General features: G+C 68.8%; 25 protein-coding genes and 1 tRNA gene. 16 read left to right on the forward strand and 10 right to left on the reverse strand.

The window, feature by feature from the left end:
• Window positions 1-31: 31 nt before the first annotated feature.
• On the reverse strand, window positions 32-637 hold the full coding sequence (locus J7346_RS11550) for a TIGR00730 family Rossman fold protein (protein WP_209120092.1): 606 nt from the start codon (window positions 635-637) through the stop codon (window positions 32-34).
• Window positions 638-716: 79 nt separating this feature from the next.
• Here J7346_RS11550 and J7346_RS11555 point away from each other — a divergent pair, with 79 nt between their 5' ends.
• Window positions 717-1,526, forward strand: a complete 810-nt coding sequence (locus J7346_RS11555) for a hypothetical protein (protein ID WP_209120093.1) — start codon at window positions 717-719, stop codon at window positions 1,524-1,526.
• Window positions 1,527-1,660: 134 nt separating this feature from the next.
• Here J7346_RS11555 and J7346_RS11560 read toward each other — a convergent pair.
• A tRNA-Asn gene (locus J7346_RS11560) sits at window positions 1,661-1,735 on the reverse strand.
• Window positions 1,736-1,801: 66 nt separating this feature from the next.
• On the opposite strand from J7346_RS11560, the gene J7346_RS11565 reads away from it, so the two are divergent.
• The 3 genes from J7346_RS11565 (at window position 1,802) to J7346_RS11570 (ending at window position 4,530) form a co-directional block, all read left to right on the forward strand.
• Window positions 1,802-2,623: an RNA methyltransferase gene (locus J7346_RS11565; protein ID WP_209120094.1), complete on the forward strand. Its 822-nt coding sequence runs from the start codon at window positions 1,802-1,804 to the stop codon at window positions 2,621-2,623.
• A gap of 72 nt (window positions 2,624-2,695) precedes the next feature.
• Window positions 2,696-2,818 carry a hypothetical protein gene (locus tag J7346_RS15140; protein ID WP_264182097.1) on the forward strand — a complete coding sequence of 41 codons (123 nt, stop codon included), beginning with the start codon at window positions 2,696-2,698 and terminating at the stop codon, window positions 2,816-2,818.
• 77 nt (window positions 2,819-2,895) lie between these two features.
• On the forward strand, window positions 2,896-4,530 hold the full coding sequence (locus J7346_RS11570) for an alpha-D-glucose phosphate-specific phosphoglucomutase (protein ID WP_209120095.1): 1,635 nt from the start codon (window positions 2,896-2,898) through the stop codon (window positions 4,528-4,530).
• A gap of 75 nt (window positions 4,531-4,605) precedes the next feature.
• On the opposite strand, the gene J7346_RS11575 is transcribed toward J7346_RS11570, so the two are convergent.
• On the reverse strand, window positions 4,606-6,267 hold the full coding sequence (locus tag J7346_RS11575) for an amino acid permease (RefSeq protein WP_209120096.1): 1,662 nt from the start codon (window positions 6,265-6,267) through the stop codon (window positions 4,606-4,608).
• A 219-nt stretch (window positions 6,268-6,486) separates the two neighbouring features.
• Between J7346_RS11575 and J7346_RS11580 the strand changes: the two genes are divergently transcribed.
• Window positions 6,487-7,917 (forward strand): sodium-dependent transporter, encoded by a 1,431-nt coding sequence (locus J7346_RS11580; protein WP_209120097.1) that lies wholly within the window; start codon window positions 6,487-6,489, stop codon window positions 7,915-7,917.
• 16 nt (window positions 7,918-7,933) lie between these two features.
• Entirely contained in the window at window positions 7,934-10,390 is a 2,457-nt protein-coding gene (hrpB, locus tag J7346_RS11585; protein WP_348521503.1) for an ATP-dependent helicase HrpB, read from the forward strand.
• Here hrpB and J7346_RS11590 read toward each other — a convergent pair.
• Genes J7346_RS11590 through J7346_RS11600 form a run of 3 tightly spaced genes read right to left on the reverse strand, consistent with a single transcriptional unit; the run spans window position 10,387 to window position 13,524 of the window.
• Window positions 10,387-11,184, reverse strand: coding sequence for an RNA methyltransferase (locus J7346_RS11590; protein ID WP_209120098.1), 798 nt, complete (start codon window positions 11,182-11,184; stop codon window positions 10,387-10,389). The two genes, hrpB and J7346_RS11590, sit on opposite strands and share 4 nt — an antisense overlap.
• The gene (locus J7346_RS11595) at window positions 11,181-12,077 is read right to left on the reverse strand and encodes a class I SAM-dependent methyltransferase (RefSeq protein ID WP_209120099.1); all 897 of its coding nucleotides are present in this window, start codon (window positions 12,075-12,077) and stop codon (window positions 11,181-11,183) included. The genes J7346_RS11590 and J7346_RS11595 overlap by 4 nt, the downstream gene beginning before the upstream one ends.
• The gene (locus tag J7346_RS11600; protein ID WP_209120100.1) at window positions 12,049-13,524 is read right to left on the reverse strand and encodes a glycosyltransferase family 2 protein; all 1,476 of its coding nucleotides are present in this window, start codon (window positions 13,522-13,524) and stop codon (window positions 12,049-12,051) included. The genes J7346_RS11595 and J7346_RS11600 overlap by 29 nt, the downstream gene beginning before the upstream one ends.
• A 119-nt stretch (window positions 13,525-13,643) precedes the next feature.
• Here J7346_RS11600 and J7346_RS11605 point away from each other — a divergent pair, with 119 nt between their 5' ends.
• The 4 genes from J7346_RS11605 to J7346_RS11620 are packed head-to-tail and all read left to right on the forward strand — an operon-like array spanning window position 13,644 to window position 16,856.
• Window positions 13,644-14,273: a TetR/AcrR family transcriptional regulator gene (locus tag J7346_RS11605; protein ID WP_245157823.1), complete on the forward strand. Its 630-nt coding sequence runs from the start codon at window positions 13,644-13,646 to the stop codon at window positions 14,271-14,273.
• Window positions 14,270-15,094, forward strand: a complete 825-nt coding sequence (locus tag J7346_RS11610) for an ABC transporter substrate-binding protein (protein WP_348521504.1) — start codon at window positions 14,270-14,272, stop codon at window positions 15,092-15,094. Before J7346_RS11605 ends, J7346_RS11610 begins: the two co-directional genes overlap by 4 nt.
• Complete coding sequence (locus J7346_RS11615; RefSeq protein ID WP_209120102.1) at window positions 15,091-16,077, forward strand: iron ABC transporter permease; 987 nt, start codon at window positions 15,091-15,093, stop codon at window positions 16,075-16,077. The genes J7346_RS11610 and J7346_RS11615 overlap by 4 nt, the downstream gene beginning before the upstream one ends.
• Before the next feature lie 2 nt (window positions 16,078-16,079).
• Window positions 16,080-16,856, forward strand: coding sequence for an ABC transporter ATP-binding protein (locus J7346_RS11620; RefSeq protein ID WP_209120103.1), 777 nt, complete (start codon window positions 16,080-16,082; stop codon window positions 16,854-16,856).
• Here the strand turns inward: J7346_RS11620 and J7346_RS11625 are convergent.
• The gene (locus tag J7346_RS11625; protein WP_209120104.1) at window positions 16,835-18,910 is read right to left on the reverse strand and encodes a lytic transglycosylase domain-containing protein; all 2,076 of its coding nucleotides are present in this window, start codon (window positions 18,908-18,910) and stop codon (window positions 16,835-16,837) included. The genes J7346_RS11620 and J7346_RS11625 overlap by 22 nt on opposite strands.
• Window positions 18,911-19,015: 105 nt before the next feature.
• Between J7346_RS11625 and dapA the strand changes: the two genes are divergently transcribed.
• Together dapA and smpB are read left to right on the forward strand one after the other, a co-directional pair.
• A complete protein-coding gene (gene dapA, locus J7346_RS11630) occupies window positions 19,016-19,900 on the forward strand; it encodes a 4-hydroxy-tetrahydrodipicolinate synthase (RefSeq protein WP_209120105.1) in 885 nt (294 codons plus the stop codon).
• Window positions 19,900-20,403 (forward strand): SsrA-binding protein SmpB, encoded by a 504-nt coding sequence (gene smpB, locus J7346_RS11635; protein WP_209120106.1) that lies wholly within the window; start codon window positions 19,900-19,902, stop codon window positions 20,401-20,403. Before dapA ends, smpB begins: the two co-directional genes overlap by 1 nt.
• A 15-nt stretch (window positions 20,404-20,418) precedes the next feature.
• Here the strand turns inward: smpB and J7346_RS11640 are convergent, their stop codons facing one another.
• The 3 genes from J7346_RS11640 to J7346_RS11650 all read right to left on the reverse strand — a co-directional run bounded on the left by J7346_RS11640 (window position 20,419) and on the right by J7346_RS11650 (window position 21,926).
• Window positions 20,419-20,607, reverse strand: coding sequence for a hypothetical protein (locus J7346_RS11640; RefSeq protein ID WP_209120107.1), 189 nt, complete (start codon window positions 20,605-20,607; stop codon window positions 20,419-20,421).
• A gap of 123 nt (window positions 20,608-20,730) precedes the next feature.
• Entirely contained in the window at window positions 20,731-21,381 is a 651-nt protein-coding gene (locus tag J7346_RS11645) for a uracil-DNA glycosylase (RefSeq protein ID WP_209120108.1), read from the reverse strand.
• Entirely contained in the window at window positions 21,378-21,926 is a 549-nt protein-coding gene (locus J7346_RS11650) for an NYN domain-containing protein (protein ID WP_209120109.1), read from the reverse strand. Before J7346_RS11650 ends, J7346_RS11645 begins: the two co-directional genes overlap by 4 nt.
• 51 nt (window positions 21,927-21,977) lie before the next feature.
• Here J7346_RS11650 and folK point away from each other — a divergent pair, with 51 nt between their 5' ends.
• From folK to J7346_RS11670, 4 genes are all read left to right on the forward strand, one after another.
• Complete coding sequence (gene folK / locus J7346_RS11655) at window positions 21,978-22,472, forward strand: 2-amino-4-hydroxy-6-hydroxymethyldihydropteridine diphosphokinase (protein ID WP_245157824.1); 495 nt, start codon at window positions 21,978-21,980, stop codon at window positions 22,470-22,472.
• A gap of 93 nt (window positions 22,473-22,565) precedes the next feature.
• Window positions 22,566-22,925, forward strand: a complete 360-nt coding sequence (gene rpoZ / locus J7346_RS11660; RefSeq protein WP_209120111.1) for a DNA-directed RNA polymerase subunit omega — start codon at window positions 22,566-22,568, stop codon at window positions 22,923-22,925.
• A gap of 80 nt (window positions 22,926-23,005) precedes the next feature.
• Window positions 23,006-25,210 (forward strand): bifunctional (p)ppGpp synthetase/guanosine-3',5'-bis(diphosphate) 3'-pyrophosphohydrolase, encoded by a 2,205-nt coding sequence (locus J7346_RS11665; protein WP_209120112.1) that lies wholly within the window; start codon window positions 23,006-23,008, stop codon window positions 25,208-25,210.
• Entirely contained in the window at window positions 25,210-25,968 is a 759-nt protein-coding gene (locus J7346_RS11670; RefSeq protein WP_209120113.1) for an LOG family protein, read from the forward strand. Before J7346_RS11665 ends, J7346_RS11670 begins: the two co-directional genes overlap by 1 nt.
• The last annotated feature ends 31 nt before the right edge of the window (window positions 25,969-25,999 follow it).

A 25,999-nucleotide genomic window follows, 5' to 3' on the forward strand; every position in this document is an offset into this window, starting at 1 on the left:
CGCGGATTTGCGAAATATGACCGTCGATCACTTATCGATGATCATGTTTCATGTCCGGCGCATTGTCCATGCCCCCCAGAGCGTCCAGGGCCTCGTCGACCGTGCGGCATACTGTCCATGCCTGAAGGAAGGAAGGCGGGGTCATGCCTGCCTCGACCGTGTGCTCCATCAGTCGGAACAGGGTCTGCCAGAAGCCGTCGATGTCGAGGAAGATGACGGGCTTGCCATGCAGGTCCAGACGCTTCCACGACAGCAGCTCTATCACCTCCTCGAGGGTGCCAATGCCGCCGGGCGCCACGACGAAGGCGTCGGACTCGTCATACATGATCTGCTTGCGCTCGTGCATCGAGCCGACCACCAGGGTCTCGACATCATCGAACAGGCGTTCGCGGCTGCGCAGGAACTCAGGCATGACGCCCAGAACCCGGCCGCCGGCCGCATGGGCCCCGCGCGCCGAGGCGCCCATCAGGCCGACACCCCCGCCGCCATAGACCAGACGCCAGCCGCGCCCGGCGACGCCCTCGCCGAACGCCCGGGCGGCCTCGGTGTATTTCGGGTCCGCCGTCTCGGAAGAGCCGCAGAACAGGCAGACGGAACGGCCGGAGAAGGGCTGGATCTCGACGGAAGGGGCAGACATGAAACCTCGGGCAAGCGAACGAAGGAATGAAGGGTCGCGGCGACTGTCGGTCACCGGTTGTTTTTGCCATACAGGGCCTATGGCCCCGGCGAAACGCGCAATCGACACCCGATCTGTCCTGACCCCCCGCATCGGGGGCCTGCTCGGCCTTGGGCTGATGCTGGGGCTGGCCGCATGCGGCGGGGACGACAGCGCCGCCGGGCCCCCGGCCGCTCCGGTCACCAAGGCCGAGATGGACGGGGCCTCGCCCTGGATGATGCCCCCTTCGGTCAAGACCGTAGAGCGGGATGGTGCCGATCTCGTCATTTCAGGATTGGGCGACCCGGGGGGCCGCGTCGTGTTGAGGACGCCGGTCGGCCGCGCCTATGCGGCCGTGGCCGATGCCCGGGGCGTGTTCGCCGTGCGTCTCAGCGCGGCCGACGGTCTGGTGCTGACGCCCGAGGCCCAGCTGGGTCAGGACACGGTGCCGGCGGCCGGCCGGCTGGTGATCCTCGATTCGGGGGCGGGGACGGCGGTGACCCTGTCGCCCGGTGAAGCCAGCCGACGCCTCGGCCCGGCGCCGGCGCTGGCCGCAGTCGATCATGACGGGCGGGCGGTGATTCTGTCGGGCCGGTCCGATCCCGATTCGACGGTTCGCATCGACATGCCGGGCCGGGGACCGCTTCAGGTCCGCGCAGAATCCTCGGGCACCTGGCGCGTAACACTGGACGGGGGCACGCCGTCAGAGGTGCAGGTCGACGGCCATGCCTTTGCCCTGCCGGGGCTGGCGACGACCGGGCAGGGCGGGGCCAACTCGGCGGTGGCGGTGCTGACCCGGGAGGACGGCTATCTGCTGCAATGGCAGGCGCCGGACGGAGCGCCCCAGACGACCTGGTTGCCGCGCCGTTAACGACTTCTTAAGCCAATCGGCCGACCACGGGTTTCGGGATTCCTTTAGCGAGGCACCCACCATCACCAAGCCTTTTCAAAGCCCGGCGCGCTGCGTCGGGCTCTTTTTTTGTGCCGATGTCAGGGGAAGGGGAGTGGCTCCGCGGGTAGGATTCGAACCTACGACCAGCCGATTAACAGTCGGCTGCTCTACCACTGAGCTACCGCGGAACAGGAACTCAAGAGGGGGGCGCTATAGCAGCGGCCCGCCGGACTGTGCAACGATAAATCGACACCATGACCCCGATATTCCTGACCTCTTCCGACGATCCCCGCATCGCCGCCTTTCGCGATGTGCGCGAGCGCGACCTGACGGGCCGCGACGGCCTGTTCATCGCCGAGGGGGAGGTGGTGCTGAACGTGCTGACCTCGCCCTGGTCGCGCTGCCGGACCCGGGCGGTGCTGCTGGCCGAAAAGCGGCTGGAGAAGCTGGCCCCTGTGCTGGCGCGTCTGGATTCGGAGGTACCTGTCTATGCCGCGCCGCAGGACGTGCTGGATAGCATTGCAGGCTTTCATCTGCACCGGGGCATCCTGGCGCTGGGCGAGAAGCCCGATCCGATGGACCCGGACGCCTTTCTGGCCGCGCGGCCGGCGCGCTCGGTGCTGGTCGGCGCGGTCGGCATCGGCAATGCCGACAATATGGGCGGCATCTTTCGCAATGCGGCGGCGCTGGGGGCGTGCGGGGTGATGGTCGACCCCGGCTGCTGCGACCCCTTCTATCGCAAGGCCATCCGGGTGTCGGTGGGGGCGGTGCTGCGTACGCCCCTGATGGCCGGACTGACGGCGCAGGCGATGGTCGAGCGGGCCGAGGCGCACGGCTATGTGCCCCTGGCCCTGACCCCGGGCGAGGGGCCTGAGCTTGCGGCGCTTCCGGTGCCGGACCGGGCACTGGTGCTGCTGGGATCAGAGGGACCCGGCCTGCCGGCAGAGGTGCTGGCCCGGGCTCGCCCGGTCCGGATTCCGATGGCCTCCGGATTCGACTCGCTGAACGTGGCCGCGACCTCGGCGATTGTGCTGCACCACCTCACTCGCTCAGGAGGCGAATCACGGACTTGTTAGGGCGTTAACCCTTTGTACACCTTGATGGCCGGGCCGGAATGTGGCGTGAATAGGGCGTCCGGGGAGAGTGCCATGTTCAGTGAAGTCTTTGGTTTCGTCGTTCGCAATGCCCGTCTGGCCGTGACTGTCGGCGTGGTGACGGGGGCCGTCAGCGCGGCCACCCTGCTGGGATGGTTCACGGCGCCGATCGCCTGACCTTCGCCTGACAGACAAAACGCTCTAGACACGACCCCTACGGGTGGCATCGCGCCGCCGCAGGCTGAGGGTAGTTCGTGTCCGTCCAGACCATCCGCATCGATCCGTGGCAGGATCAGGAGCCCGGCACCTCGGGCCTGAGGAAGTCGACGCGCGACTTCATGCGTCCCGGCTATCTGGAAGCCTTCCTTCAGGCCGTGTTCGATGAGGCGGCACCCGCTGACGGCGATGCCCTGGTGGTCGGAGGCGACGGCCGCTTCTTTTGCCGTGAGGCGGCCGAAACGGTCGTTCGGATGGCGCTGGCCAACGGATTTTCCCGCGTGATTGTGGGGCAGGATGCCCTGATTTCGACGCCTGCGGCCTCGGCCCTGATCCGCAGGCGGGGGGCGAAGGGCGGGGTGATCCTGTCGGCCAGTCACAATCCCGGCGGCCCGGACGGGGACTTCGGCGTCAAATACAATACGGAGACCGGGGGCCCCGCGCCCACGACCTTCACCGCCGGTGTGTTCGCGCGCAGCAAGGCGCTGGAGGGCTATCGAATCCTAGAGGCCACCGCCCCCGACCTGTCGGTGATCGGCGAGACCCGGATGGGCGATGGCATCGTCGAGGTGATCGATCCGATCACGGATTATGCCGATCTGATGGAAACGGTGTTCGATTTCGACGCCATTCGCAGCCTGATCTCGCAACCGGGCTTCCGCATGGCCTTCGACGCCATGAATGCGGTCACCGGTCCCTATGCCACCGAGATTCTGGAGCGGCGGCTGGGTGCGCCTGCGGGTACGGTCATGCGCGGCCGGCCTCTGCCCGACTTTGGCGGCGGCCACCCCGATCCGCACCCGGACCATACGCCCGAGCTGACGGCGCGCATGTTCGGTACGGACCCGCTGGATTTCGCCGCAGCCTCGGACGGGGACGGCGACCGGAACATGATCCTGGGGCCCGTTACCATCGTCTCGCCGGGCGACAGTCTGGCCATCCTGGCGGCCCATGCCGATGTCGTGCCGCGTTATCGCGACGGGCTGAAGGGGCTGGCGCGCTCGCTGCCGACCAGCCGCGCGGCCGACCGGGTGGCCGAGGCGCTGGGCATCGAGATGCACCAGACGCCGACCGGCTGGAAATTCTTCACCAACCTGCTGGATGCCGGGCGCATCACCCTGTGCGGGGAAGAGAGCTTCGGTACCGGCTCGGACCACGTCCGGGAGAAGGACGGCCTGTGGGCGGTACTGTTCTGGCTGAATGTGCTGGCGGCGACCGGCAAGGGCGTGGGCGAGGTCGTGGCCGGCCACTGGTCCCGGTTCGGCCGGGACTACTACCAGCGGCATGATTATGAGGGGCTGGAGGTCGAACCGGCCCAGGCCTTCATGCAGGGCCTGCGCGACATGGCGGACGGGGCCGCAGGGCGCACCGTCGCGGGCTATGCCGTCCAGTCGGCCGAGGACTTTGCCTACACCGACCCGGTCGACGGCACGACGGTGACGAAGCAGGGCGTGACCGTGCATCTCAGCCCCGATGCGCGGATCACCTGGCGGCTGTCGGGCACCGGCTCATCCGGGGCGACGCTCAGGGTCTATCTGGAACGGTTCGAGGACCCGGCCGGGGACCTGCACCAGACGCCGGGCCAGGCGCTGGAGGCCGTGGCCGAGGTGGCCCGCGTGCTGTCGGACATAGAGGCCCGGCTGGGCCGCACCGCGCCCTCGGTCATCACCTGATCCCATCCGGATGGCGCAAACGAAAAGGCCCGGAGGGTGACCTCCGGGCCTTGCCGCGTCTGACAGGCGATGCCGTCAGTCTTCCTTGATGTTGTCGACCCCTTCGCCGAAGGCGGCGGCGGGCGAGGAAATGGTGGTCTCCTCGGTGATGTCGATGCCCTTGGCCAGCTTGGAGTGCCAGAAGCCGAAGGCGATGTAGATCACCGCGCCGACCGCCGCATAGCTGGCCAGCAGGATCAGCGGCAGCGGGTTGTCGTTCATGGCGTGCTGAATCATGGGCGACAGGTTGTTGTAGGCCAGGAACAGACAGGCGCAGATGCCGGCGAACGCCGTGTAGACGCCGCCCGGCACCCGGAACGGACGCTCCATCTCGGGGTGTTTGATGCGCAGATAGATCACGCTCAGACACACGATCGAGAAGGCCGTGGCCGTGCCCAGCGACACCAGATCCCCGAGGATCGAGATCGGCAGGAAGGCCGCCGCGATCGAGATCAGGACGCCCAGCACAATGGTGCCGATCCAGGGGGTGCGGAACTTGGGATGGATCACCGCAAAGGCACGCGGCAGCAGGCCGTCACGCGCCATGGTGTAGAAGATCCGCGTCTGGCCGTAGCAGAGCACCAGCATGACGGACGACAGGCCGGTGATGGCGCCGATCTTGATCAGGAAGCTGATCAGGTTCAGCTGACCGCCCGGCGCGACCGCCAGCGGCACATCGGCCCAGTGCAGGCCCATCCGGTCGATGGCAACCGCGATCGGGGCGGGCGAGGCCAGCTCCAGATAGGGGACCACGCCGGTCATGACGGCGGCCACCGCCATATAGATGACGGTACAGACGACCAGGGCGCCCAGGATGCCGACGGGCACGTCCTTGGACGGGTTGCGCGCCTCGGCTGCTGCGGTCGAGACGGCCTCGAAGCCCACATAGGCGAAGAAGATGATGGCCGCGCCGCGGAAGATGCCGCCCACGCCGAACTGGCCGGCCTGACCAGTCGGCTCGGGGATGAAGGGCACCCAGTTGTTCGGATCCACATAGGCGATGCCGACGGCGATGAAGGTCAGCAGCACCAGGATCTTGATGACCACGATGATGTTGTTGACGTTGGCTGATTCTGACACGCCCAGCACCAGCAGGCTGCAGACCGCGGCGATGCCGATGGCTGCGACCAGGTTGAAGGTGCCGGTCAGGGGGAAGGTCGTCGCCGCCCCGTCCTGGACCAGCTGCACCAGCGGCGTGGCCCATTGTGGCCCCTCGCCCCCGGCGTACTGGATCATGGGAAAGATGTTCTGGCTGATCCCGAAGTCAGACAGGATCGACACGACATAGCCGGACCAGCCGACCGCGACGGTCGAGGCGGCGACGCCGTATTCCAGCACCAGCAGCCAGCCCATGATCCAGGCGAAGACCTCGCCCAGGGTGCCATAGGCATAGGTGTAGGCCGAACCGGACACCGGCATGGTCGAGGCCAGCTCGGCATAGCAGAGTCCGGCGAGCGCGCAGGCAAAGCCCGCGATGACGAAGGACAGCATGATGGCCGGGCCGGCATTCGCCGAGGCCACCTGACCAGTCAGCACGAAGATGCCCGCGCCGATGATGGCGCCGATCCCGAGGCTCATCAGGTTGATGGGACCCAGGGTTCGCTTCAGCTCGCTCTTGGCGGCCTCATTCTGAATCTGGGCAATGGATTTCTTCAGGAACAGGCGGTTGCCGCCTCCTGAAACGGGCTGTGTACTCATGTTCGGAATGTTGCCTCCAGCGGGCGGTCCGAAGGGGCCACCACCGCTCCGAGGCGGAAGCTAGATCGGCCTCGAGTTTCGCGCAATCGTCATATTGCACGAGGCGAACGCCGGGATTCCGGGCATTAAGGGTTGATTCACCCGGTGGCCCCCGCCAAGGTCGCCGCCACAGTAAACAGATGACGCCGGGGCCACGGTCACCGGCGCGGGGGAGTAGATATGGCAGGAGCAGCACCTTCGGGGCAGGCTCACTGGTCGTCCAAGACGGCCTTCGTTCTGGCAGCGACCGGCTCGGCCGTCGGGCTGGGCAATCTGTGGCGCTTTCCGACGGAGGCCGGCACCAATGGCGGGGGCGCCTTTGTGCTGCTGTATGTGCTGTGCGTGGTGCTGATCGCCGCGCCGCTGCTGCTGTCGGAAACCCTGATCGGCCGTCACGGCCAGCGTTCGACCATCGGCAGTGCCGTGGCGCTGGCGCGCCAGTCCGGGGCCAGCCCGGCGTGGAGCGCGCTGGCGGTGATCGGCCTGATCGCCAACACCCTGATCCTGTCCTTCTACTGCGTGGTCGCCGGCTGGGTGGTCTACTTCATCGGCACCAGCGGCATGGGCCTGATCGAGGCGATCTCTGGCGGCCAGGCGCTGGCCGGGGCCTATCCCGAGCAGTCGCCCGATTCGATCCGGGACATGATGCCGACCCTGTTCGCCAATCCCGGCCTGCTGATCGGCATGCAGTCGATCTTTGTCATCCTCACCGTGCTGATCGTGGCACGAGGGGTGAAGGGCGGCATTGAGGCGGCGGCCGTGTGGCTGATGCCCGCCTTCTTCTTCCTGCTGATCGGCATCACCATCTATGCCGCCGTGACGGGTGACTTCGCCCGCGCGATCAACTTCCTCTTCACGCCGGACTTCAGCCGCATCACCGAACCGGGCGTGCTCAGCTCGGCGCTGGGTCAGGCCTTCTTCTCGCTGAGCCTCGGCGGCGGCGCCATGATCGCCTACGGCGCCTATGCCTCGAAGGACACCAATCTGGGCTCGACCTCGGGCACCATCGCCTTTGCTGACACGGCGGTCGCCATCATCGCCGGCCTGGCCATCTTCCCGATCGTGTTCAGCGTGGGCCTGCAGCCGGATGCCGGTCCGACCCTGATGTTCCAGACGCTGCCGACGGCCTTCCACCTGATGCCGGCCGGGGCGATCGTGGCCTTTGCCTTCTTCCTGCTGGCCTTCTTCGCCGCCCTGACCTCGTCAGTGTCGCTGCTTGAAATCTCGGTGGGCTGGATCACCGAGCGCTTCGGTGTCTCGCGTAGTGCGGCCTCATGGGGCATGGGTGTGGTGATCTTTGTGCTGGGTGTGCTGTCGGCCCTGTCGTTCAACCTGCTGGCGGACCAGCGGCCGATCCCGTTCATTCCGGGCTTCGAGAATGCCGGCTGGTTCGATGCCTTTGACGGCATCACGTCCAAGCTGTTCCTGCCGCTGTCCGGCCTGATCACGGCCGTGTTCGTGGGCTGGGTCGCCGACAAGAAGATCGTCAATGCCGAGACCGGCCTGACCGGTGGTGCCCTGTCGATGTGGCGTTTCCTGATTGCCTGGCTGTGCCCGCTGGCGGTGACCGCCATCCTGGTGATCGGCATGTTCCCGCAACTGCTGGGCTGACCCTGAGCCGGACGCCGTGACGACCACGCCTGGCCGCAATGCGGCGTCCGACCTGCCCATCCATGAGGTTCTGGACCGCCTGATCGCGGCGGTCCGGGACCACCCGGCCGTCGTGCTGGGCGCCCCGCCGGGCGCGGGCAAGACCACCGGTGTTCCCCTGGCCCTGCTGGACAGCGAAATCGGGAAGGCCGGCACCATCCTTGTGCTCGAGCCCCGCAGGCTGGCCGCCCGGGCCGCCGCAGAACGGATGGCCGATCTGCGCGGCGAGCCGGTCGGCGAGACCGTCGGCTATCGCACCCGCCTGCAAAGCCGCGTCGGTCCGAAGACCCGCATCGAGGTCATCACCGAGGGCATCTTCACCCGCAGGATCATCGGCGATCCGGGGCTGGAGGGGGTGGTCGCCGTCCTGTTCGACGAATTCCACGAGCGCAGTCTGGACGCCGATCTGGGTCTGGCCCTGGCCCGCCAGACGCAGGAGCTGCTGCGCCCCGACCTGAAACTTGTCGTGATGTCGGCCACCCTGAATGTGGCGTCCATGGTGCGGGTGCTGGACGGCCCGCCGGTGATCGAGGCCGAGGGCCGCGCCTTTCCGGTCGAGACGATCCATCTGGGCAGCAATCCTGCCGAGCGGCTGGAGGCGAGCGTCACCCGCGCCGTGCGTCGGGCGCTGGGCGAGACCGCAGGATCGGTGCTGGTGTTCCTGCCCGGCCAGCCGGAGATTCATCGGGCGGGGCGAGCGCTGTCGGAGGCCCGGTTGTCGCCCGATGTTGAGGTGGTGTCCCTTTACGGCGGGCTGGACCGCGCCGTGCAGGATCGGGCCCTGTCCGCGCCGCCACCCGGTCAGCGGCGTGTGATCCTGGCCTCCGCGGTGGCCGAGACCAGCCTGACCCTGCCCGGGGTCACGGCGGTGGTCGACAGCGGCCTGTCGCGGGTGCCCCGCTTTGATCCAGCCAGCGGCCTGACCCGACTGGCGACCGTGCGGGTCAGTCGCGCCTCGGCCGATCAGCGGCGGGGTCGGGCCGGACGCGTCGGGCCGGGCACCTGCTATCGCCTGTGGGACGAGGAGCAGAGCCGGGGCCTGATCCCCGGCCAGCCCGCAGAAATCCTTGAGGCTGACCTGACCGGGCTGGCGCTGGATCTGGCGCGGTGGGGCGCGCGCTCGGCGGAGGGGCTGGCCCTGATCGATCCGCCACCGGCGGGGGCGTTTGCCGAAGCGCGGGCGGTCCTGACCCGGTTGGGGGCGCTGGACGACAGGGGCGACCTGACCCCGCATGGCCAGCGGATGGCCGAACTGCCGATGAGCCCGCGGCTGGCGCATATGGTGGCGGTGGCCTCTGACCGGGGCGATGCCCTGACGGGAGCCCGCATCGCCGCCATTCTGGGAGAGCCGGGGCTGGGCGGCACCTCGACCGATCTGCGCGACCGGCTGGAGGCGCTGGAGCGGGATCGCTCCCCCCGCGCCCGCGATGCGCTGAAACTGGCCGATCGCTGGGCACGTCTGGCGGGGGGCGGAAAGGGGCAGGACGTGGATCCCGGTCTGCTTGTCGTCGAGGCCTTTCCCGAGCGGGTGGCCAGGGCGCGCGGCAAGCCGGGCGAGGTGCGGCTGGCCTCGGGCCGGGGCGCTTCGCTGGACCCGACCGATGCCCTGGCGTCGGAGCCGTGGCTGGCGGTCGCGGAGCTGAGCGGCGGGGTCAGCGGGGACCGGATCCGCCTGGCCTGTCCGGTCGATATCGAGGCCCTCGGCCACCGGATGGTCGAGGAGGAGCGGCTGGTGCGAACGCCTTCCGGCCGGATGGAGGTGCGCCGTCTCAAGCGGATCGGGGAGCTGGTGGTCGAGGAGGTCGCGCTGGGCGCGCCGGGCCGCGACCAGATCGGTGCCCTGTTGAAATCAACAGTTGATCGCGAAGGACTGAAGGGCCTGCTCTGGGGCGAGCGGGCGGCGGCGCTCCGGGCACGCCTGGCCTTTCTGCGCGGGCTGGACGACGGCTGGCCGGATGTGTCGGATGCGGGGCTGATGGAGGCGCGCGAGGTCTGGCTGTGGCCGCTGCTGGACGGCGTCCATGGCCTGGACGGCATTGCGGACGGCGCACTGGAGCAGGGGCTGCGTGCCCTGATCCCGTGGGACCGGGTGCGTGATCTGGACCGGCTGGCGCCCGCCCGGCTGGAGACGCCGCTGGGCTCAGCCGCCATCGACTATGCCGCTGAGGGCGGGCCGCGCGTCGATATCCGGGTGCAGGAACTGTTCGGCATGAAGAGCCATCCGACCGTTGGCGACGGGCGAGTGCCGCTCACGCTCGCCCTGCTGTCGCCCGCGCGCCGTCCGGTTCAGGTGACGAAGGACCTGCCCGGCTTCTGGACGGGATCCTGGGCGGCGGTGCGGGCCGAGATGCGCGGCCGCTATCCGCGGCATCCGTGGCCTGAGGACCCGGCCAATGCCGCGCCCACGAGCCGCGCGAAGCCGAGAGGGACCTAACGGTCCTCCGTCGCGGCATAGGCCATGATGCCCGTCGCGATGGCGAGGTTCAGGCTATCGGCGCGGCCGCGCATGGGGATTTTGACATTGACGTCGCAGGCGGCGGCGAGGGCGTCGGTCAGGCCGGCTTGTTCGTTGCCCATCAGAATCAGGCTAGGCCGGACGAAATGGGCGGAGGAGGGGGTGACGGTCGCATCAAGCCGCGTGCCGATCACACTGCCGGGCCAGCGCTTGCGCCAGTCGAGGAAGGCTGCGGGTGTGGTGCGCGTGATTGTCACCGCAAACACCGAGCCCATGGTGGCGCGCACGGCCTCGACCGAGAAGGGATCGACGCAGTCGCCGATCAGGATGACACCGCCACAGCCCGCCGCGTCGCCGGTGCGGATGATGGTGCCGAGGTTGCCGGGATCGCGCACCTGTTCCAGGGCGATCCATGCGGGGGCGCTGGCGGGGTCGAGGGCGTCCAAGGGGGTGTAGACCTGATCGAAGACGGCGAGCACCGTCTGCGGATTCTCGCGCCGGCTGATCTTTTCGAGGATGGGGTGGGTGACGGTGACCACCTCGCCGCCGGCCGCCTCGGTGGCAGCGCGGGCGCGGTCCAGCAGGGCGTGTGGGCGTGCCTCCATCCCGACCAGCAAGAGTTTGGGAGTATGCCCCATATCAAGGGCTTCACCGATAAACTTCAGACCCTCTGACAGGAACCGGCCGGTGGCCTCGCGCTCCTTGCGCATGTGGAGCGCGCGCACCGACTTGACGGTGTCATTGGTCAGGGAGGTGATCAGGCGGCCGCTCATGAGGCGGACCAGCGGGCAAAGAAGCTGAGGCCGATGGCGCGGGCGTCGTCGCCCTCTTCGGCCAGGGCCAGCTCACCCCAGTCGATCCGGCCCGCGCGTCCGGCGGTGGCCTGATCCATCAGATGGGCCAGCGACAGGCCCGAGATGCGCGCGGCATAGGCGTTGAGCAGCAGGAACTCGGCGTCGGGCTCCAGAATGGCCGCACAGTCCGCCAGCAGACCCGGCAGGTCCTCGAACAGGCGCCAGACCTCGCCCGTCGGGCCGCGGCCGTATTTGGGCGGGTCGAGGATAATGCCGTCATAGAGCGAGCCACGCTTGCGCTCGCGCGCGGCGTAGCGGCGGGCGTCCTCGACGATCCAGCGGATCGGCCGGTCGGCGAGGCCGGACAGTTCGGCATTCTCGCGCGCCCAGGCGACCGACTTCTTCGAGGCATCGACATGGGTGACCTCGGCGCCGGCGGCCGAACAGACCAGCGAGGCGACACCCGTATAGCCGAACAGGTTCAGGATGCGCGTCGGGCGCTTGCGGGCCCGGATGCGCTGGTCCAGCCAGGCCCAGTTGGCCGCCTGTTCCGGGAAGAAGGCCAGATGGCGAAAGGGCGTGAAGCGCGCGGTGAAGCGCACATCGCCCCACGACAGGGGAAAGGCCTCGATCGGCTTTCCACCGAAGCGCCAGCGGCCGTCGTCGTCCTCGCCCTGCGGGTCGAACAGGGCGTCGGCGCGGTCAAAGGCATCCGCATTGCGCGGCTCCCACACGCACTGGGGCTCGGGCCGGACCACGGTGTGGCGCCCATAGCGTTCCAGCTTCCGCCCCTGACCGGAGTCGACCAGGGCATAGTCGCCCCAGGCGCGGGTCATCAGGACATCAGGATGTTCGGACAGTCGTGTGGCCATGGGGGCTGCTTAAGCGCACCGCCGCCCCGGCGTCCAGCGCGGGCGCGTCGGTTTCCGGATCGGGGTCGGGTCGATGGTGGGTCTTGTCCCAGGCGAAGGGCTGGGTGACGAGCCGGAAGGCCGCGTGAACGAAGGCGAGGCTGAGCAGCGACCAGTAGGCCGGCGCCTGGATCATGTCGAAGAGGCCATAGGGCACACCCGCCCGCCGGGCGCCGATCAGGGCCGAGATCCAGGCCACGGACGCGCCCAGCAGCAGCACACTGAGCGCCGGGACCGGCGTGGCGGGCGTGAGACCGGCGTCGAAGGCGACCATGACTGCCGCCATGACCCAGGCGACCGAAGGCGCATGAACGGCCGCCGACGCCAGCGACACGCCCAGAGTCATGACCAGGGCGACCAGTCCTCGCAGACCCAGACCAAGCGGTCGCCGCGTATGCACGCCGAGGGTCTGCATATAGCCCTTCATCCACCGGTTCCGCTGGGGCAGCCAGGCGCGCAGGTCGCCGGGTGGCGTCTCCCATGTGGGCCGGGCCAGAACCCCGAGGCGATAGCCGTGCCGCCACAGGCGAAAGCCGAGATCGGCATCCTCGGTCACATTCCACGGGTCCCAGCCACCGACCCGACGCAGGATGTCGATGCGGAAATGGTTGCTGGTGCCGCCCAGCGGAAACGGCAGGCCAAGACGCGTCATGCCCGGCAGGGCCACCTCGAACAGGGCCGCATATTCGACGGCGAACTGGCGATCGAGAAAGGGCGAGGCGGCCGGGCTGGCGCTGCGTCGGCGGATGCGCAGCGGCGCCTGCAAACAGGCGAGAGTGCCGTCCGGATCGCTGGCAAACCGGCCGGCCGCCTCACGCAGCTGAAGGGGATCCGGTTCGTCCTCGGCGTCATAGACGGTGATCAGGTCGCCTGTTGCGCGGGCGAGGGCGTGATTGAGGGCGCGCGGCTTGGTTTGCGGCTTACCGGGCGGGACAATCAGGATCGACAGCCAGTCCGGCCGGTCCGCCGCCCAGGCGGCCTCGATGGTGTCGTGATCGTGGGCCTCGAGGGCCAGGAAGCCCTGCAGCCGGTCGGCGGGATAGTCGAGGGCCGCCAGGTTGGCGACCAGTTGGGGGAGGACCTCGGCCTCGTCGTGGAGGGCGGCGACCACAGTGTAGCGCGGCAGATCGGCGACCGCCTGGATCGGGGCTGCAGGGCGTCGGGACACCCCGATCAGCAGCAGGCGCCACAGGGCGGCGACCAGAAAGGCCCCCGGCACCACGATGGAGGCGGTGTGCCAGGCGCCGCCGGCGTCGCGCGACAGCCAAACGACAATCCCCACGAGCAGCAGCCCGAGAAACACCCCCTGGCGCGGCGTCAGCCAACGCTCGGCGGCGCTCAGATGCCGCGGTGGTCCGTACGGTGCCGCCGCACGATCCAGCCGCGCATTGTTGGCCCATGCGTCCATGCCCCCTCCCGTCCTTTCGGTTAACGACGGTGTGCGACGCGGGCAAGCCATGCCGTCAAACTGGCAAGGGGGAGGAAGACGGGGTAAGGCAGGACCTCGACGCCACGGAGAGCCCCGGCTTGCCCACCACCGCCACCCGACCGAAATCGCACCGCAAGCCCAAGGGCGAGGGCCATGTGCGGCGGGCGGAAATCCTGGCGGCGGCCGAGCGGATTTTCGTCGAGCGCGGCTATGACGGGGCCACCATCCGCAAGATCGCGGACGAGGTCGGCCTGTCGTCGACGGCCCTCTATATGCACTTTCCGGACAAGGCGGCGATCTTGCTGGAAATCTGCAAGGAAGCCTTCCAGTCCCTGGACCGGTCGATGGGACACATTGCCAATCTCAAGGCGGCGCCCGAGGTCCGGCTGCGGGCCCTGATCGAGGCCTATGTCGAGTTCGGCTTCGAAAACCCGAATGCCTATCGCCTGATCTATCTGACCCGACCGCAGGAAGCCGATGCCGGCGCCCAGACGGCCGCGCAGGAAGTCGGCAGCGCCCTGTTCGAGGCGTTCGAGACGGTGGTGCGCGAGGTCGAGGCCGCCGGCCGCCTGACCACCGATGCGCGCACGGCGGCCCAGGTGATCTGGGCCGGGGGCCACGGCGTGGTCTCGCTGATGATCACCAAGCCCTATTTCGGCTGGGTCGAGCGTGATCGTCTGGTCGGGACCATGCTCGACACGGTGTTCGGCGGCCTGATCCGCGCGTGAGAACGCCGGCCGCCGGGCTGACTGTTTGCCTCCTGCTTCAGGCCGGGTGCAGTGCTGCGCCGACCGGGCGGGCAGACGGCGCCCTGCGCGTCATGGCGCTGGACCAGTGCGCCGACCAGTATGTGCTGGCCCTCGGCGAGGGGCATGACCTGTCGCTCTCGCCGCGCGCCGACGATCCGGACTCGTATCTGCGCGCCGAGGCAGGGGGCCACCGAAAGGTCCGCCCGACGCTGGAGGCCGTGGTCGCCCGGGCCCCGGATGTAGTGGTCCGCTACTGGGGCGGGGATGCGCACCTGCTGGCCGCGCTCGAGAGACGGGGCATCACTGTGGTGACGATCGCCGATGCGCCGGACTATGCGGCGGTCGAGGACAACATCGCCCGCGTGGCCGAGGCCCTCAACCGCGAGGCGGAGGGCGAGGCTCTCATCTCCGACATGCGAGGCACATTGGGCCGTGGCGCGCCGGGGGCCGGGCAAGCGCCCGTATCCGCCCTCTATCTCACCAGTGGCGGCTTCACGACCGGCGGCGGGACGCTGGTGGATGCCAGCCTGAATGCGGCGGGACTCGAGAACGCCGCTGATCATGCGGGCTATGGCCCGGTCCGGGTCGAGCGTCTGGCGATGGATCCGCCCGAGCGGTTCGTGCTGGGCTTTTACGATCAGGTGCGCGCGGACCGGCGGGGTGCCGGGCGGCATCCGCTGGTGCAGGGGCTGGTCGAGGCCCGGCCCCATGCCCGCCTGCCCGCTGCCGTCCTGACATGCCCGGCATGGTTCATGGCCGAAGCCGTGCCCGCGCTGGCAGACTTGCGGGAGGCGTCATGAGCACCGCCCGCATCAGTCTCCTGCTCGGCGGTGCGCTCGTCATCGCCCTGATCGCCGGCTTGCTGGGCGGCGAGGTGCTGCTGTCCGGCGCACAATATGCCGCGGCCCTGCGCGACCCGGCCTCCGGCCCCGGGCAGATCCTGTGGCAGGTGCGGGCGCCCCGGTCCCTGTGCGCGCTGGTGGTCGGGGCCGCGCTCGGCCTGTCCGGGGCATTGATGCAGGGGCTGCTGCGCAATCCGCTGGCCGAGCCGGGGGTGCTGGGGGTTTCCGCCACCGCCAGTCTGGGCGGCGCCCTGGTGCTGGTCGCCGGAGCCGGTCTGGTGCCGGGCGCGGTCGAACTGGCGGCCATGGCGGGTGCCGGGCTGGGGGCTGCGGCGCTGGTCGCGTTCGCGGCGCGCATCCGGGCACCCGAGGCCCTGATCCTGTTCGGCGTGGCCCTGTCGAGTTTCGCGGGCGCGGCTACGGCCCTGATCTTCAACCTGTCGCCGTCCCCGATCGCCACCGCCGAGGTCATGGGCTGGCTGCTGGGCTCGGTGCAGAACCGGGGCTGGGGCGATGTGCTGTGGGTGGCGCTGGCGCTGGCGCCGGCCAGCCTGCTGGCCGTGTGGAGCGCGCCGGGGCTGAAGGGCCTGTCGCTGGGCGACGAGACCGCCCGCACCCTTGGCCTGCCGCTGGACCGGCTTAGGCTATTTGCCCTGATCGCGGCCAGTGTGGCGGCCGGCGCGGCCGTAGCGGCTGCCGGGGTCATCGGCTTCGTGGGACTGGTGGCGCCGCATCTGGTGCGGGCCGCCGTGCGGGCTGATCCGGGGCGGGTGCTGATGCCGTCGGCGCTGGCCGGCGGACTGATCCTCGTGGTGGCGGACCTGCTGACCCGGGTCACCCCGACGGACCAGGAGCTGAAGCTGGGGGTGTTCACGGCGCTGGTCGGTGCCCCGCTGTTCGCCCTGATCGCCTGGCGTGCCGCGCGCGCCTGGAGGGTCTGAGGATGGACCGGCCCCTGCTGCAGATCGACGGCCTGTCCCTTGCCCGGGGCAACCGGACCGTAGTGCACGATGTCAGCCTGACGGTGGGTCGGGGCGAGCGCATCGCCCTTGTCGGACCGAACGGCGCGGGCAAGAGCAGCCTGATCCAGGCGATCTGTGGCCTGCTGAAACCCTCCGCCGGCCGCATCCGCATCGAAGGGGCGGACCTGTCGACGCTCAAGCCCCGGGCCCGGGCTGCGGCCATGGCCTACCTGCCCCAGGACGGCACGGTCGCCTGGAACATGCCCGCGATCGAGGTGGTCGCCCTGGGCCTGCCGTTCCTGAACGCCGATGAGGTCGAGGCCCGGGCCAGGGAGGCGCTCGACGAGGTCGAGGCCGCTGCGCTGGCCGACCGGGGGGTCGCGGAATTGTCAGGGGGGGAGCGCGCGCGCGTGCTGCTGGGGCGGGTGCTGGCCTCCGGCGCGCAGATCCTTCTGGCGGACGAGCCGGTCGCGGGACTGGACCCGGACGGTCAGTTGCTGGCGCTGGAGCGGCTGGGCGCACGGGCCACCGCCGGTCAGTCGGTGATCGCCAGCCTGCACGACCTGTCGCTGGCCGCGCGCTTTGCCGACCGGGTGATTGTCATGCACCGGGGCCGGGTCGTGGCCGACGGGCCGCCCCGGCAGGCGTTGACGGCAGGCATTCTGCACGAGGTGTTCGGCGTGACCGGACGCTGGCTGGAGGAGGAGAGCGAGCCTGTGCTGGCCCTCAGCCGCCGTCAGTCCGCCAGCGAAAGATAGGGCTGGGGCCCGTAGCTGCCCCGGGCCAGATCGGACGACAGGGTCAAATCGCCGGTGCCGTTGCCCAGCCGCGCCTTGTAGATCTGCATATTCTCCATGACCCGCATCATATAGTTGCGCGTCTCGGTGAAGGGCGTGCACTCGATGAAGTCGATCGGATCGACGGTCGCTCCACGCGGGTCGCCACAGCGGGCGGTCCACTGGGCCGGGCGGGCAGGGCCGGCGTTGTAGCCGACGGCTGCCAGGATCATCGATCCGCCGTTCGCCTGCATCAGCTCGCCGAGGTGATAGCTGCCCAGCGTCATATTGTAGTCGGGGTCCCACAGGCGGTCAGCCGAATAGGGCATGCCCAGCCGCCGGGCGACGCCCGACGCGGTTGACGGCAGGAACTGCATCATGCCGCGCGCCCCGGCGCTGGAGACGACGAGCGGATCGTAGCTCGACTCCTGCCGGGTAATGGCGAGCGTGAAGGGCAGGGGGGCGGCGCCCTCCACCTCGGGCGGGATGCGGATCGGGTACTGGCGGTTCGGCATCAGCCAGCCGCGCTGGCTGGCCGCGCGCCCGACCATCATCGAACCGAACCGGTCGCCATAGCCGAGCACCATGTCCATCAGCTGGGCCACATCGACGGCCGCGGGCAGGGTGTCGTCGAGGTGATAGGCGAAGGCGCGCAGCAGGCCTGCCTCGCCGGCCTCGCCGACCATTCGGGTCGCCTGCACCACCTCATTGGCCTCATAGGCGGCGCGGGCGTCCGGTGTGATCTCGGGATCGGAGGGCAGGGTGATCTGCGTCACGCCTGCCTTCTCGGCGGCCAGCTGGCCATAGAAGGACTGGATGTGGACGGCCCCGGCGGCATAGTGGCTCTGTGCCGTGGCGGTATCGCCCATGGCCTCGTACGCGCGGCCCAGCCAGTAGAGCGCCCGGCCCTGGGTGATCGGGGTCTCCGACATCTGGCGCAGCGCCTCGAAGTGGCGCGCGGCGCGGGCGGGATCGTTCAACTTCACCAGCGCAACCCAGCCGGCAAAGAACTCGGCATCAACCATGCGCTCGCCGCCCGGGAAGCCGTGCCCGGCCATGGAGTCATAGGCGGCCTGCCAGTTGCCGACCTCCAGCGCGTCGAGGAAGTAGTTGCGGCGCTCACTCCACAGGCTGCCCTGACCGTCCGAATGGGTGGGGGCAGCAGGCAGGCCAGCCAGCAGGGCAAAGCCCTCCTGTTCGCGCCCCTGCGAGCGCAGGATGCGGACGCGCTCGAACACCACGGCGGGGTGGCCCGCCTGGGCCGGGGTCAGACCGGCAACGATGGCGTCGGGCGAATAGGCGGTGCGCAGCGCCAGCACGGCCTCGGCAATGGCGCGCTGTTCCGGACTCACGCGGTCGATCATGGCGCGCGTGGCCGGGCCGTGCGGGCCCAGCAGCAGCATGTTCAGCCGCGCCTCGTCGTCCGCGGGGGCGATCCAGTTCGGCCAGATCGACAGGATGCGGCTCTGGTTGTCGAAGTCGAACGACTGGTTCCGCCACCAGTCGCGGATGATGGGGCGGGCTTCGTCGGCGCGGCCGCTCGCTTCCAGCGCCAGCGCCAGGCCGATCGCTCCCTCAACCGTCAGGGGCGGGTGGCCGTCGAAGAAGGCGATCACGGCCTCGGGGCTGGCCGAACTGCTCGAGATGGCGCGTTCGCCCGCCATGACCCGGCTCTCGGCACGCGGCCAGTCGGCGAAGGTCACCCGGGCCCGGGCCAGCTCCTCGAAGCTCATCAGATCGGCCGAGGTGTCGACGAGCGCCCAGTCGACCAGCTTGCGCGCCACCGGGTGGGCGATGCCGGCCGCGATAGAGCGGGCGCCCTCAATGTCGCGCGCCCGGGCGGCCTCCAGCGCCTGATTCAGCAACCGCGCCTCGGCCTCGTTCAGCAGGCGGACGGTGGCGCCATAGGGCACAGCCTGATCGGACGATGCGGCGCCGCGGGCGGGGAACAGGCCGGTCGATGCAAGGTTGGACACGAGGACCTCGGGCGCAGGGGCGCTCAGGGCAAGGATCGTGCCCAGTATCGACGTCAGCATGATTTGTCCTATCCCCATCATCTCGGTTGCGGCGGCCGTTGGCGCCCCTTACGTTCGGAACCTTCCGCAGACACCCTAAAGCCTCCGCGAAGGACCATCGTTCCCATGACTGGCCCGACTTTCAAGGGCGTGATCACCGCCTTGATCACACCTCTTCGTGACGGAAAGGTGGACGACGCCGCGCTCACCGCCCTGGTCGAGCGCCAGATCGCCGCCGGCGTGCACGGCCTGGTCGCCATGGGCACCACGGGCGAGAGCGCGACCCTGACCGCCGAAGAGCATGAGCATGTGGTCGAATCCGTGGTTTCGACGGTCGCGGGGCGTATCCGGGTGATCGCTGGAGCGGGCTCGTCCTCGACCGCCAGGGCCATTGACATGGTCCGCCACGCCAAGACCGTGGGGGCCGACGGGGCCTTGGTCGTGACCCCCTATTATAACCGCCCTTCGCAGGAGGGCATGGCCCGTCACTTCGAGGCCATTGCCGAGGCCGTGCAACTGCCGGTGCTGCTGTACAATGTGCCCGGCCGCACCGGGGTCGATCTGGCGAACGAGACGATCGCGCGCGTGGCGAAGCATCCCAACATCGTCGGTATCAAGGACGCGACCGGCGACATGGCCCGGGTCAGCTGGATGCGCACCCATGTCGAGGGGCGATTCGATCTGATCTCGGGCGACGATCCCAGCTATCTGGGCTATCTGGCGCACGGCGGGCACGGGGTGATCTCGGTGACGTCCAACGTGGCCCCCGAGGCCATGGTCGCCCTGCATGATGCGGTTCAGGCCGGGGATCTGGAAAGTGCCCGCCTGTGGCAGGACCGCCTGATCGATCTTCACAAGGCCCTGTTTCTCGATAACTCGCCCGCACCGGCCAAATACGCCCTGGCGTCGCTGGGCCTGTGCTCGGAGGAGGTGCGCCTGCCGCTGGCGCCGACGGCGGATGCCGTGAAGCCCGCCATTGACCGGGCCATGAAGGCCGCAGGCGTTCAGTAATGGCGCAGGCACCGGCCCAAAGGCGTCCGCAGTCGGACAAGAAGAAGTACACGCCCAAGGTGATCGCCGAGAACCGGCGGGCGCGCTTCGACTATTTTCTGGATGCGCCGGTCGAGGCGGGGATTGCCCTCGTCGGGACCGAGATCAAGGCGCTGCGCGCCGGCCGGGCCAACATCGCCGAGAGCTATGCCGCCATTGAGGGCCGCGAGATCGTTCTGGTGAACGCGGACATCCCGCCCTATGCCCAGGCCAACCGCTTCAACCACGAGCCGCGCCGGCCGCGCAAACTGCTGCTTCACCGCCGTCAGATCGATCGCATGATCGGCGCCGTGCAGAAGGAGGGACAGACCCTCATTCCGCTCAAGCTGTATCTGAATGAATCCGGGATGGCCAAGGTCGAGCTGGCTCTGGCCAAGGGCAAGAAGCTGCACGACAAGCGCGAGACCGCGGCCAAACGCGACTGGGCGCGGGATAAGGCCCGGCTTCTGCGCGACCGGGGCTGATTGCCCCGCCGGTCGTCAGCCGATCGGCTGGGCCTCCAGCACACCCACCAGCTGGGTCGAGCCCATGTGGTCATAGGCGCCGAGCGAGGGGCCCTGGGCCCAGTCCCAGGCAAAACCTCCCGCCGAAAGGGCCACGACCGCCAGCGCCGCCCACAGGGCCGCCTTCCGCTCGTTTCGGGAAAAGAAGTGAGTATTGGTCCGCATAACAGCCTCCTGCGGTCCGAAACGCGGGCTGCTCTTCAGATGTTCCCGGCGAATTCCCGGTGCACGTCACGGGCGAAAACCTGTGTCCGTGAAGCCACGCGCTCGCCCCGCAGCGGGGGTCGTTCAGGTATCCATCAGGGTGCGGGCGCGCTCGAAGATGTCGCGGAACATGGCCGGCGTCAGGCGGCCCGTATTCGTGTTGAGCCTTGAGCAGTGATAGCTGTTCAGCAGCCAGTAGTTGCCGATCCGCGCCTCGGACCCGTGACCCGGGGCCATGGCCGAGGCGGGCTTGCCCAGCGCCTTGAGAATGTTCCGGCGCGAGACGTCGCCCAGCGTCACGATCACCCTCAACCGGGGCAGGGCGTCCAGCCGGGCCGTCAGGAAGGGGCGGCAGGTGGCCTCCTCGACCGGCAGGGGCTTGTTGCCGGGCGGGGCGCAGCGCACGGCATTGGTGATCATGCAATCGACCAGCGTCAGGCCGTCGTCCGGCCGCGCGTCATAGGTGCCGGTGGCAAAGCCGGTGTCGATCAGCGTCTGATACAGCAGCCAGCCGGCGTGGTCGCCGGTGAAGGGGCGGCCCGTGCGATTGGCCCCGGTGCGGCCCGGGGCCAGCCCCGCCACCAGCAGGCGCGCCTCGGGATCGCCAAAGGAGGGCGCGGCGCCGTTGAACCAGTCGGGCTCGCGCCGGGCATTCTCGGCGCGATAGGCGACCAGGCGCGGGCACAGCGGGCAGTCGGCGGGCGGATCCGCGACCGGAGCAGCGACCGTCGTCATGCGTCGTCGCGCGTCGTTCGGGGGCGACCGTACAGGGTCTTGAGGTCGGCCAGTTCGACGAAGTCGTCGGCCTGACGGCGCAGCTCGTCGGCGATGTGCGGGGGCTGGGTCTTCATGGTCGAGACCACGGACACCCGGCACCCTTCGCTTTGCACGGCCTGGACCAGCCGGCGGAAATCGCCATCGCCCGAGAACAGCACCGCGTGATCCAGCCGGGGCGCCAGTTGCATCATGTCGACGGCGATCTCGACGTCCATATTGCCCTTCATCCGGCTGTGCCCCGAGGCATCCGTGAAGCGTCGGACCGGCTTGGTCACGGTCGAAAAACCGTTGTAGCCCAGCCAGTCGACCAGCGGCCGCACGGGCGAGAACTCCTCGCCCTCGACCACGGCGGTGTAGTAGTAGGCGCGGACGAAGCGCGAGCGCTCGCGCACATCATCCAGCATGGCCTTGAAGTCGAGATCGAAATTCAGCGAACGCACGGCCGCGTGCAGGTTCGATCCGTCAATGAACAGCGCCAGCCGTTCGTCGGGGTACAGGTGCATGACAATGCCCTTTAAAAAATGCGCGGGCGCGCGAGGCACCCGGGAGACAATATGAATACCCCTGTCATCGTCGCACTCGGCAGCAATGACAAGGGGGCGTGGGCCGATATTCCGGCCCTGCTGGAGGCCGCCATGGTGGAACTGGCGGGCGCAGGAGTGGTGGTACAGGCTCGCTCGCGCTGGTGGCGGTCGGCCGCCTGGCCCGACCCCGCCGATCCGGCCTTTCTGAACGGCGTGGTCCAGGGCGAATGGTCGGGCACGGCCGAAGCGCTGATGGCCGCGCTTTCCAACATCGAGGACCGGTTCGCTCGACGTCGATCGGTGCGCAACGCCCCCCGTACCCTCGACCTGGACCTGATCGACTTCGGCGGGCAGGTGGCCGACGGGCCCGACCTGATCCTGCCCCATCCCCGGGCGGCCGAGCGGCTGTTCGTCATGGGGCCGCTGGCCGAGATCGCCCCGGACTGGCGCCATCCGGTGCTTGGCGTCACGGCCGGTGAGCTGGCGGCCGAGGCCGCCGTCGGTCGGGATGCGGTTCCGGAGTAGTCGCCAGGGACGCCTCATTCCTGCCGATGTGGCGTTGCACAATCGGCCTGAACCCTATATTTTGTCAGGTTCTCCCAGAGTTCGAGGAAATTCATGGCGCGCGTCACTGTCGAAGACTGCATCGAGAAGGTGCCGAACCGGTTCGGCCTGGTCCTGCTGGCCGGTCACCGGGCCCGCAACATCGCCAAGGGCGAGGCGCTGACCATCGATCGCGACAACGACAAGAACCCGGTCGTCGCCCTGCGCGAACTGGCCGACGACACCGTGTCGCCGGACGAGCTGTCGGAGCACCTGATCACCACCCTGCAACGGGTCGACGAGCGCACCGAGGCCGAGGATGAGGCCGAGACCCGCGCCCTGCTGGCCGAGCCGCAGCACATGAACATGGCCGAGGCCGAGCTGATCCGCGCGCTGCAAAGCGACCGCGACGGTGGCCAGGAGGAGCGCTACTGACAGCGGAACCGAACACAGTTGTTCCCCTCCGCCCGAAGCGGTCCCGTACCGCACCGGTAGCCAAACTTGCCGAAACTGAAATGCCCGCCACTGCGGCCCCCGAGCGGCCGCAGGGCGAGCGCATGCGCGTGCTTCGCCAGTTCGAACTGGTGGAGATGGTCAAGGCCTATGACCCGTCCGCCGACGAGGCCCTGATCAACAAGGCCTATGTCTATGCGATGAAGATGCACGGCTCGCAGCTGCGGGCCTCGGGCGACCCCTATTTCGCCCACCCCATCCAGGTGGCCGGCATCCTGACCGACTACCGGCTGGACACGGCCACCATCGTCACCGCCCTGCTACACGATGTGGTCGAGGACACCTCGGCCACCCGTGACGACATCGCCAGCCTGTTCGGCGAGGAGGTGGCCGGCCTGGTCGAGGGCGTGACCAAGCTGAGCCGTCTCGAGCTACAGGCCGAGCACACCCGCCAGGCCGAGAACCTGCGGAAATTCATCCTGGCCATCAGCCGCGACGTGCGGGTGCTGCTGGTCAAGCTGGCGGATCGTCTGCACAACATGCGGACGCTGCAATACGTCAAACCGGAAAAGCGGGAACGCATCAGCCGCGAGACCCTCGAGGTCTATGCGCCGCTGGGCCGCTCGATCGGCATCCACTCCATCGCGCTTGAGCTGGAAGAGCTGGCGTTCGAGCATCTGAACCCCATCGCCCACAACGCCATCAAGCGTCGCTTGGACGCCCTCAAGCAGGAACAGGGCAGTGCGCTGGAGGATGTGGCGCAGGAGGTCCAGGACGTGCTGGCCGACAAGGGCGTCGACGCCGAGGTGATCGGCCGCCAGAAGACGCCCTATTCGATCTGGCGAAAGCTGCAGCGCAAGTCGGTGGGATTCTCGACCCTGTCGGACATCTATGCCTTCCGCGTGCTCGTAGAGAGCGAGGACGACTGTTACCGCGCGCTGGGGGTGATCCACCGCGCCTGGCGGATGGTGCCGGACCGGTTCAAGGATTTCATCTCGACTCCCAAGTCGAACAACTATCGCTCGCTGCACACCACCCTGATCGGCAAGGGCGGGGTGCGGATCGAGATCCAGATCCGGACCCGGGAGATGGACCGCATCGCCGAGGACGGCGTGGCGGCGCACTGGCGCTACAAGAACAAGTCCTACGGCTTCGACCGCGAGGCGATGGAACGGTCGGGCGGGCGCGATCCTCTGGATAACCTCCGCCGGCTGGTACAGGTGATCGAGACCGGCGAGGGCGGCGACGACTGGGTCGAGCACGCCAAGCTGGAGATGTTCCTCGACCAGGTGTTTGTCTTCACGCCCAAGGGGCAGCTGATCACCCTGCCGCGCGGGGCCATGCCGCTCGACTTCGCCTATGCCGTGCACACCGAGGTCGGCGAGACGGCCGTCGGGGTGAAGATCAACGGCGAGCTCAAGCCGATGCGCACCCAGCTGATTAACGGCGATGTGGTCGAGATCATCCGGGGCACCAAGCCCGAGGTGCCGGTGGACTGGCGCTCGCTGACGGTCACGGGCCGCGCGCGGTCGTCGATCCGGCGCACCATCCGCAGCTCCGAGCGCGACGAGTTCCAGAAGCTGGGCAAGACAACGCTGGAACAGACCCTGTCCCGCGCCGGCAAGAAACTGGCCGATCTGGCGCTGAAGCCGGTGCTGGAAACCCTGTCGATCGAGACCGAGGAGGCCCTGTTCGAGGCGATCGGGCGCGGCCAGGTGCAGGCGACGCGCGTGGTCGAAATCCTGTTCCCGGCGCTGAAGGGTCAGGTGAAGCCCGCCCATGACCGCCGCCGGATCGAGGAGAGCGAGGCGTCTCTCTATGTGCGCGGCAGCGGCCTGACGCCGGGCATCAGCATCCATTTCGGCCACTGCTGCTCGCCTCTGCCCGGGGACCGGATCGTCGGCATCCTCGAGCCGGAGAAGGGCCTGACCGTTCACACCATCGACTGCGGCCGGCTGGTGGAGTTCAGCGACGACGACAGCCTGTGGCAGGACCTGCAGTGGACACCGCGCGCCGAGATGAACGCCACGGCGGCCTCGCGGCTGAAGGCCACCATTCGCAATGCGCCGGGCGTGCTGGGGCAGGTCGCGACCCAGATCGGCGAGGCGGGCGGCAACATCCTTAATCTGGTCATGACCCACCGCCAGCAGGACTTCTTTGACGTCGAGATCGATGTCGAGGTGCGCGATGCCCGCCATGCCACCACCCTGATGGCGGCCCTGCGCGCCAATGCCTTCGTCGATTCGGTCGAGCGCGTTCGCGGCTGATGACAGACGAAACGCCTGACAATACGGCCCAGATGGCCTCGCCGTCCTACCGGCTGCCGGCTCTGGATCAGGACTTCCTGCTGGGCGACTCCATGCGCGGGGTGCGGTTCCTGCTGGAATACGCCAAGGCCGAGGAGGCGCTCAGGGCCTGGGGCGTGCGCTCCACCATCGTTGTCTTCGGCAGTGCGCGGGTGAAGCCGGGCCAGCCCTGGTACGAGACGGCGCGGGCCTTCGGTCGGCTGGCGTCGGAACGGGGCGGGGCGCTGGACGGCGAGGTCGGCGATCTGCGCAATAATGTCATCGCCACCGGCGGCGGCCCGGGCGTCATGGAGGCGGCCAACCGCGGCGCCATGGAGATCGGCGCTCCCTCGGTCGGCTTCAACATCACCCTGCCGCATGAGCAGGAGCCCAATGCCTGGTCGACACCGGAGCTGACGTTCCGCTTCCACTATTTCGCCATGCGCAAGATGCATCTGGCGATGCGGGCCAATGCACTGGTGGTCTTCCCCGGCGGCTTCGGCACCTTTGACGAGCTGTTCGAGCTGCTGACCCTACGCCAGACCGACAAGGCGCCCCCCATTCCGATCGTGCTGGTCGATCGCGACTACTGGACCACGGTGATCAATTTCGAGGCCCTGGCCGAGCACGGCATGATCGCCCGCAGGGATCTGGACCTGATGGGCTTTGCCGACGATGCCGAGGGAATCTGGCGCGAACTGCTGGTCCGGGGGCTGAAACCGCACGAGAACCTCGAATAGGGCTCCGCTTCGCCCTTTCCTCGGCCCGTCG

This window comes from Brevundimonas sp. A19_0, assembly GCF_017744255.1.
GTDB lineage: Bacteria > Pseudomonadota > Alphaproteobacteria > Caulobacterales > Caulobacteraceae > Brevundimonas.